Consider the following 7,619-nt stretch of genomic DNA (forward strand, 5'->3'; position numbering starts at 1 on the left):
CGAGGCCTGTTGCCCGCCCGGCTGCTTAATCAGAATGGAATTTCATCATCCGCCATCGCAGGCGCGCCCGATTTCAGATGCGCGAACGGATTGGCATTGCCACCACCAGCCGCAGGGGCCTTGCCGGGGGCGGGACCGCGCGTCGTCGGCGCCGGACCGCGCGAGGCGGGGGCGGTCCGGGCGGCGGGACCGGCATTGGCGGGCTTGACGTTGGTTATCTCATTCTGCGGCCCATACTGCCCGGTCGGGTCAGTCTTGACCTTGACCTTGATGATGCATGGGATCTGCAAAAGTTCGTCGGTGTCGGCGACGTTCATCTTGCCGGTCGCCTCGCGGACCATGGCAAACTGCGAATTGGCAATCGAGATCACCTTGTCGAGCTTGTTCATGTTCTCGGCCCACATATTGAGCCGCTGCCAGATCAGACGACCTGCGAAGTGCTCGCCCGTGATCTTCCACGTCAGCACCAGGCAACGGCCCTTCTCGGACTTGCTGGAAACCTCGGCAATCTCGGACTGCTCGATCACGGCCAGATATTCACCGGCCGGGATCGGGTCGAAATCGCCCGAAGACGGTTCGGCATTCTGGTCATAGTGTCCTGCGATCTGTACCATCACGCGGCATCCTTCTGTTCTTCCGCATCTTCAACGACTGCGGGCTTTGTTTCATCAAATCCGGGGAGATATGGAGCAAGGGCTGCGAAGCCCTGCCCCTTGTCGTAGCGAAGATCGGGCGGAATTCCGTACCGGTTCTTCGCATTGATCGAAGGCTTGCCGACCGTGCGCATCATAATGATTTCGCCACCAGATGCGCGAATACGAGCCGTGCTCTTGTCATTCTTGGCAGTGGTTCCGGATTTCGTTTCCGCCTTGATAATCACGTTGCGCTTCATGCAAATGATCGCATCAAGCCAGCGCTCGACCAGGGCCCGGTGATCCGCCCTGCCCTGATCGCCTTTCTTCGGCGAGTGCAGAGCGATCTGGTATTGGTCGTATGCCTGGGACTCGGGGTCGTGGTGTTCCTGCACCGCCGCATGGGCGATCAGAACGATTGCCATCCCGCGGTCATTGCGCAGAGCGTCCAGCATGGCGATGAATTCTTGCCAGATCGTGGTGGCGAACATGTAGCCCTTGTTGAACGGAAAATCTTCCATCCGGGCATAGGTGTTGCCTTCATCGTCGCCGCGCGCGCAAGTCTCATCATAGATGAGCTTTTGCAGTTCGGTTACGCTGTCGATGACGACTGTTTTTCGGTCGTGATCGCCTTCATAAAGTGCGGCCAAGCCTTCGCAAACCGCCTGATAGCTCGTAAGCTTTTTCTTCCTGAACGCAGGGATACCCTTCGGGATATCGCCGGGCGAACCATCTTCGACCTGAAAAACCACAGGCCTAGGAAACTCTACACCAATCGATGTCTTGCCCATTCCGGGTCGCCCGTAAAAGAGCATGCGAGGCGGGTCCGTCGCCTCCATTGTTTCGAGATCACTCAGGCTGATAGCCATGATCGTCTTCTCCAAATTCGAGTTGTGGCGCGTCAACCACCAATGCCCCGCTTGCGCCATCTTGCGAGGGGTGGAACGTCAGCGTCATGCGCTGGCATGGGTAAATGGCGATGTGAGCCAGATAATTGGCCTTTGGCGACCAGAACACGAAGGCAGCGGTCACAAACCGGTCATCATCAATGATTTCAGCCTTGACCAGAGCGTCAAGAGCAGCCTTTGTCCGATTGTCGATATCGGCCTGCGATGAATGCCGCTCGACGCCGATCAGGACGATGACGCGACCCGCCACCTTCCGGACGTGCTGCGACCTGATTGCGGTTGCGGCCTGCATCTTCCAATCGGTATATTGTGCGGTCGGAATGCGACCCTTGCCGGTCTTGTTCAAAAACAGATTGTTTGTCGAGGGTGGCGCCGGAATGGTAAAGGTGACCGGGACGGGCTTGGGAGTTTCAACCGCCCCGGTCGGGACGCCTGGCACGGTCGTCCGGTTGGTGTTTGTTTGCGCGTGAGCAGTCATCAGTCAGTCGCTCCGATATTCGCGCGGCCCACAGCAGTATCCTGATCGCTCTTGCTCGCAGCGTTTCCGCGCGATTGATGAGCCTGTCCGAACGCCATTTCGCGAAGCGCCTGACGATGCTGGCTGTAGAATTCCGCATCTGTGGCCTCCATGTGCGAAAGCGTGTTTGAGATACTGTTCAGGAAATCGTTGTGGTCGGCCCGCTTGGCCTTTGCGGTCTCGCGGCGCTGGGCCTCGATCTGACTGATAACCTCGAGCTCGCGAATTTCGCGCCAATCGATCTTTGCCGCCTCTTTGTGAAAAAGCCCGCGAACACGACGCCGGGTCCAATGTGGATAAAACTCGGTGATCGCGTCATAAACGCGATCAACTGCAGAACTTTTGCTGTCCCAACAATGAAATGCGATACGCTTGATAAGATCGTGCGCTTCCTGAGAACTGTTGAACGATGGAACGGTTACGCCAGACATGGTTCGCTCCTTTGGTGTCCGTGTTTGCGGGTAATTACCCATGACGTTGTCTCCAATTCTGATGATGATGATGGAGACAACGGTGAAACGAACGATTGGCGCGGGATGGCCTGCAAGCGATCGCGATCAATCGAAAAAATATTCGCCGGACAGGAAGCGGGGGACTGCACCTGCCCGGCTGGACGCACACACTGAGGAATATGGGAGGATGTGTGCGTATTGGAAATCATGCTGCCACTCCCGCGCCCTTGGCGGCGATCCGCGCAAGAACATCAAGGGTGACGCCATCAATGCCCCGATCCGATGCAGACGCGACCAGAGCAGCCCAATATTTCGACGGGATGCCGTCACGGGTGTATATGTTGGTCGCGTGTTGCGGGGTCACGCCGATATCGGCGGCGAAATCGCCCCGGCTCGGCCACTGGTCAATGATGGTTCGAAAGCTGTTCATGCCGCATTTATACGTTTTGTGTAATTTTCAGTCAATACGTTTTGTGTATTATTTTTTGATAAGCCGCTAGGCCATGGACAAATTTGCACAAAGATTGAAAGAGGCGAGGGAAAAGGCGGGGTATCGCAGCGCCCGCGAGGCGGCCGAAACCCTGCAATGGACGTACAGCACCTACGCCTCGCATGAAAACGGTGGACGGATGCCGAAACCGGACTTGATAAAAAAATATGCCCGAGCGTTCAGCGTGGGCGCGGGTTGGCTGATAACAGGCGAACCTAAAAGTGCACAGCCTATTGAACCTCGCGAAAAAATAGGCGTAGTATCGGTTAGTGGCGAGGTTCAAGCTGGCCATTGGGTAGAAGAAGATAGTTTTTCGTTTCAAGATACCTCATACGTGCCAATGTCGCCCAACCCACAGTATTCACCGGAGTCACAAACAGCGTTTCTTGTTCGGGGCCAGAGCATGAACAAGAAAGTTCAGGATGGCGATTACGTCATTGCGGTCTGGATTGATCAGACCCGCGATGCGATCGACAATGACATTGTTGTGATCAGACGCCGACACGGCCAACTGGTCGAGACCTCGCTGAAACGCTTGCGCATTATTGACGGCCATCCGAAGCTTTTTCCTGAGAGCACCGATCCCAAGCATCAAAAACCGCTCGACCTGGGCGACCCGGAAAACGGTGATTGTGTTGAAATAATCGCCCGCGTTATCGGGTCATATAGAGACCTCACATAAAATTACACAAAACGTGTTGACAATTACACGGTTTGTATAGATGCTGTCTCCATAGCCAATCACGGCAATGGAGATTTTTGGATATGAACCACACGAACCAATCCACCGCGGTCTTCCTGATCAACGAGAGCACCCGCGCCATCCTCGTCACATACGAGGAAGGTGACTCCGCTCCGCGCACAATGTTCAAGACATTTGATCAGAACATTGAAGTTGATGACATGGTCATCGTCCCGACCAACACCCGCCACAAGATGACCGTCTGCAAGGTGGTCGATGTCGATGTCGATGTCGATTTCAACAGCGGCACACTTGTCGAGTGGATCATCGGCAAGGTCAGCACTGATGAATATCAGGAAGTCGTGCGCCGCGAAAAAGATGCACTAAAAACCATCAGGTCGGCGGAAGTCCGTCGTGAGCGCGAGAAGCTCAAGGAAGCTCTCTTGGCTGATTTGAACGGATCGAAAGATGACCGTTCCATAGCATTGCTTGCCGGTGATCTCGACAAGCCATCTGGCGAATAACCCGCAATTCTTGCCGTGACCTGGTGTCTAACTCCACAGGAGCGGCAAGAGAGTGATGCATGCGCATCACTCTATAAGAGTGTGTAACTACTCTTTGAGCACTGCCAACAGGGCGTTGGCGTGGGGTTGAAAAGACGAAGTCGACGCCCTTACCGCAGTTCCATTTTGGAGGAATTTACAATGGCTTGCTGCCCGAAATGCGGAAGACAGAAAGTCGGGAAGGATTTGGAAAAGAGGCGGCGCTGCCGAAGGTGCGGCGTCCTTCCGGGCCAGACCATCATGAACCGCAGCGGTTCGCCATCGAACCCGCGCCCATTACCCCGCCACGAAAAAAGGCCTTTGGAGGCATAATCATGCATCTTTACCTCGACATCGAAACAATCCCCACGTCCGACCCTGCAATTATCGAGCGGGTAGCGGCCAACGTCACCCCGCCAGCCTCGATGAAAAAGGCCGACACCATTGCAGCGTGGGAAGCTGAAAAGAAGCCCGAAGCGGTAGCCGAAGCGGTCAACAAAACCGGCCTGAATGGCGCATATGGTAAGGTCGCGTTTATCGGCTTTGCGCTTGATGATGATCCAGTCGAATGTTGGTCATGGCCGCTCTATCATGAGAGCGAGCGCGACTTGCTGGCCGGGTTCTCGGAAGCTCTGAGAGATATCCCGCTAGGCCGCGTTCCAACCATCGTCGGTCACAACATCGCAAACTTCGATCTGCGTTTTATCTGGCAGCGCGCCATGGTTCTCGGCGTCCGCATGCCAGGCTGGTTTCCGCGCGATCCGAAGCCATGGGGCGATGACGTGTTCGACACCATGACCAAATGGGCCGGCGCTCGCGATTATATCAAGATGGACGAATTGTGCTTTGCACTTGGCCTTGATGGCAAGAGTGATGTTGACGGCTCTATGGTCGCTCAGATGTTTGCCGATGGTGAATATCAGAAGATCGCCGACTATTGCATTGACGATGTGGAGAAGGTTCGCCGCGTCCACAAGCGTATGCAGGTCGCATTTGGCGAGGCTGCGTGATGGTCGCGTCACACAACTGCCCGAACTATCCAGGGTGTGGCGATTATGACGCCAGATGCGCCACAGGCATCAATATTCCATGCATCATCCACCCGCCGTTTGATGGCGAGAACCTGACCAGAGAGCGCGAAGCTCTTGGCGGTCCCTGCCCTATCTATCCACCCACCTTTGTGCAGCTCGCAGTCACCGCCGCCCTGATCGGGCTGGCATGGCTGGTGATCTGCGCTGCTGATTGGAGTATGCCGGTATGACCTTCCTCACCCCAAACCAGACAACACTTGTCCTGACCGCGCTTCCATCAATGCACCGGCCCGGCGTCGTGCATCGCTTTTTCGAGCAGTCGGAAATGTTCGGCGTCGAGTTCGGCAGTGCAGAAGAATGGTTGCAGTCATATGGCAACGATCTGGATAATGTCGAAGCGGTCTATCGGCTTGATCTGTCCATGTCGTCAGCGCCGGCCAATGTGTCAGAAGAAGTCGCCAGCGCATGGCTCGACTTGAACCCATACGCAAAGGCTGCCGAGTTCCCGCCCATCGTCGAGAATTCAACCGCGGCACGGCCATATCAGCTTGCGATTGATCGTGACGGCGCGGCCGACCTGGCAAACGACTTGCAGCGTGATCGTGAGGTGGCGTGATGGTGAGCGTGGAACAGATCGAAGCGGCCAAGAAGGCGCTTGAAGAACTGGCCAACTCCTCGATGAATATACCTCTAAGGGATTGGTGCAGGATCAGTGAGACAATTCTTTCCGCCCTTTCTGCTGCGGAAGCGCAGGAGGTGAAGCCCCGCGTAAAAAAGCTGGTGTGGGACCGTGGCGTCGTAGATTGGGCGAGGCCTCTTCCCGGCATGAAGTACGTCGCTTGCTCCAGTGACCCGCACCCGCATTGGTCATGGTGGCTGGACGGTCTAGAAGGGCCGATTGACCACCATAAGTGCGCCAACGAGCAAGCCGCCAAGGCCGCAGCCCAAGCCGATTACGAGGCCCGTATCATCTCCGCGCTGATCCCTCCGGATACCTTGGATAACGGGGAAAGCTGACCGCCATGGTTGACATCATCCCTCCAGAAGAGCGTCCTATTACGCTTGCAGAGGCGTGCCGAGAGTTCTTCAACGATAAACTCAAGCCGTCATCACTGCGCACTGAGGCCAAAAAGGGGAACCTTGAGATCATTCCGATCGCAGGGAAGGACTTCGTGACACCGGCCGGGATCAAAGGGATGATTGAGAAATGCCGCGTCAAAAAAAGCCAGCAAGGCTCTGGCTCAAAACAACCGGAGCCGGAGCAGAAACAGCCCGAACCTGGTACATCAAAGACGGAACCACCCGTATCTCCACAGGATGCGCTGAACACGATGTTGACGGGGCCCAAGCCGCCCTGCAAGCGTACATCGCCGCCCAATACCGACCACCAGGGAACGGTCGTGCCGATCAGATAAAGGTCGCGGACACGCTGATCGTCTACCTGCAGGAGCGTGTTGACCGCCTCAAGGGCGAGAACAAGGCCAAGTCCGAGATCGGCCGGCTCAACGCCTACATGGGCCACCTTCCAGTTTCCGAAATACGCGGCAGATTATGCCGAGACTATGCAAAGCACCGCGGCACAGAAGCCGGCGCCCGTCGAGATCTTGAAACCCTCCGGGCAGCCGTGCGCTATTACCACGCCGAATACGGTCTATCGGTTCTCCCCACCATCACCCTGCCAGACAAGAGCCTGCCCCGCGAGCGTTGGCTGACCCGCTCCGAGGTCGCTGCCCTGATCCGCGCCGCTCGAGCAACGGACAAGTGCGACCATCTGGTTCGCCTGATCCTGATCGGCGTCTACACCGGCACCAGGTTGTCAGCCATGCTCAATCTCCAATGGCGAGCCAACACCGTCGGCGGGTGGATCGACATGGACGCCGGCATCATGCACAGGAAGGCCACAGGCGAGCGTGTAGCCCATAACAAGCGCAAGACGCCCGTCCGCATCCCGAACCGCCTGATGCGATTCCTGAGAGCTTGGAGGGCCGAAGACAAAGGCCTGCCATATGTCATTCATTTCAGGGGAGAGCCGATCGTCAAGCCGCACAAGGCGTTCCGCACCATACGGGCGACTGCGGGCTTGGGAGAGGACGTGACGCCGCACATACTGCGGCACACGCGGGGAACATGGCTGGCTCAAGCCGGGGTTCCAAGCGGCCAGGCAGCCGCATCGCTGGGCATGACCGAGGCCGAATACGAGCGGACCTACCTGCACAATGACCCATCTTTCCAGGGCGCAGCTGCGGACGCTTATTGATCGTTTCGGTCCTATATCGGTCCACTACCGAAAGCGCCAAAACTCTAAGTTATTGAAAAGACTGGTCGGAGTGAGAGGATTCGAACCTCCGACCCCGTCGTCCCGAAC

13 protein-coding genes are annotated in these 7,619 nt (G+C 56.6%); 8 read left to right on the plus strand and 5 right to left on the minus strand.

Features of this window, described 5'->3' with window-relative positions:
• Nucleotides 1-29 precede the first annotated feature (29 nt).
• The 5 genes from OEG84_RS25250 to OEG84_RS25270 form a co-directional block, all read right to left on the minus strand.
• The gene (locus OEG84_RS25250; protein ID WP_267656026.1) at nt 30-614 is read right to left on the minus strand and encodes a DUF669 domain-containing protein; all 585 of its coding nucleotides are present in this window, start codon (nt 612-614) and stop codon (nt 30-32) included.
• Nucleotides 614-1,561, minus strand: a complete 948-nt coding sequence (locus OEG84_RS25255; RefSeq protein ID WP_267656025.1) for an ATP-binding protein — start codon at nt 1,559-1,561, stop codon at nt 614-616. Before OEG84_RS25255 ends, OEG84_RS25250 begins: the two co-directional genes overlap by 1 nt.
• A complete protein-coding gene (locus OEG84_RS25260) occupies nt 1,482-2,018 on the minus strand; it encodes a RusA family crossover junction endodeoxyribonuclease (RefSeq protein WP_267656024.1) in 537 nt (178 codons plus the stop codon). The genes OEG84_RS25255 and OEG84_RS25260 overlap by 80 nt, the downstream gene beginning before the upstream one ends.
• The gene (locus tag OEG84_RS25265) at nt 2,018-2,530 is read right to left on the minus strand and encodes a hypothetical protein (protein WP_267656023.1); all 513 of its coding nucleotides are present in this window, start codon (nt 2,528-2,530) and stop codon (nt 2,018-2,020) included. The genes OEG84_RS25260 and OEG84_RS25265 overlap by 1 nt, the downstream gene beginning before the upstream one ends.
• Before the next feature lie 184 nt (nt 2,531-2,714).
• On the minus strand, nt 2,715-2,939 hold the full coding sequence (locus tag OEG84_RS25270; RefSeq protein WP_267656022.1) for a hypothetical protein: 225 nt from the start codon (nt 2,937-2,939) through the stop codon (nt 2,715-2,717).
• 73 nt (nt 2,940-3,012) lie between these two features.
• Between OEG84_RS25270 and OEG84_RS25275 the strand changes: the two genes are divergently transcribed.
• From OEG84_RS25275 to OEG84_RS25310, 8 genes are all read left to right on the plus strand, one after another.
• Nucleotides 3,013-3,681, plus strand: a complete 669-nt coding sequence (locus OEG84_RS25275; protein ID WP_267656021.1) for a LexA family protein — start codon at nt 3,013-3,015, stop codon at nt 3,679-3,681.
• 83 nt (nt 3,682-3,764) lie between these two features.
• Nucleotides 3,765-4,205 carry a hypothetical protein gene (locus OEG84_RS25280; RefSeq protein ID WP_267656020.1) on the plus strand — a complete coding sequence of 147 codons (441 nt, stop codon included), beginning with the start codon at nt 3,765-3,767 and terminating at the stop codon, nt 4,203-4,205.
• A 353-nt stretch (nt 4,206-4,558) separates the two neighbouring features.
• The gene (locus OEG84_RS25285; RefSeq protein WP_267656019.1) at nt 4,559-5,233 is read left to right on the plus strand and encodes a 3'-5' exonuclease; all 675 of its coding nucleotides are present in this window, start codon (nt 4,559-4,561) and stop codon (nt 5,231-5,233) included.
• Complete coding sequence (locus tag OEG84_RS25290; protein WP_267656018.1) at nt 5,233-5,484, plus strand: hypothetical protein; 252 nt, start codon at nt 5,233-5,235, stop codon at nt 5,482-5,484. The genes OEG84_RS25285 and OEG84_RS25290 overlap by 1 nt, the downstream gene beginning before the upstream one ends.
• Nucleotides 5,481-5,870 (plus strand): hypothetical protein, encoded by a 390-nt coding sequence (locus OEG84_RS25295; protein ID WP_267656017.1) that lies wholly within the window; start codon nt 5,481-5,483, stop codon nt 5,868-5,870. The genes OEG84_RS25290 and OEG84_RS25295 overlap by 4 nt, the downstream gene beginning before the upstream one ends.
• 8 nt (nt 5,871-5,878) lie before the next feature.
• On the plus strand, nt 5,879-6,271 hold the full coding sequence (locus tag OEG84_RS25300; protein WP_267656016.1) for a hypothetical protein: 393 nt from the start codon (nt 5,879-5,881) through the stop codon (nt 6,269-6,271).
• 5 nt (nt 6,272-6,276) lie between these two features.
• Nucleotides 6,277-6,669, plus strand: a complete 393-nt coding sequence (locus tag OEG84_RS25305; protein ID WP_267656666.1) for a hypothetical protein — start codon at nt 6,277-6,279, stop codon at nt 6,667-6,669.
• 209 nt (nt 6,670-6,878) lie between these two features.
• Nucleotides 6,879-7,511, plus strand: a complete 633-nt coding sequence (locus OEG84_RS25310; protein ID WP_267656014.1) for a site-specific integrase — start codon at nt 6,879-6,881, stop codon at nt 7,509-7,511.
• Nucleotides 7,512-7,619: the final 108 nt, after the last annotated feature.

Origin of the sequence: Hoeflea algicola (assembly GCF_026619415.1) — a bacterium.
GTDB lineage: Bacteria > Pseudomonadota > Alphaproteobacteria > Rhizobiales > Rhizobiaceae > Hoeflea > Hoeflea algicola.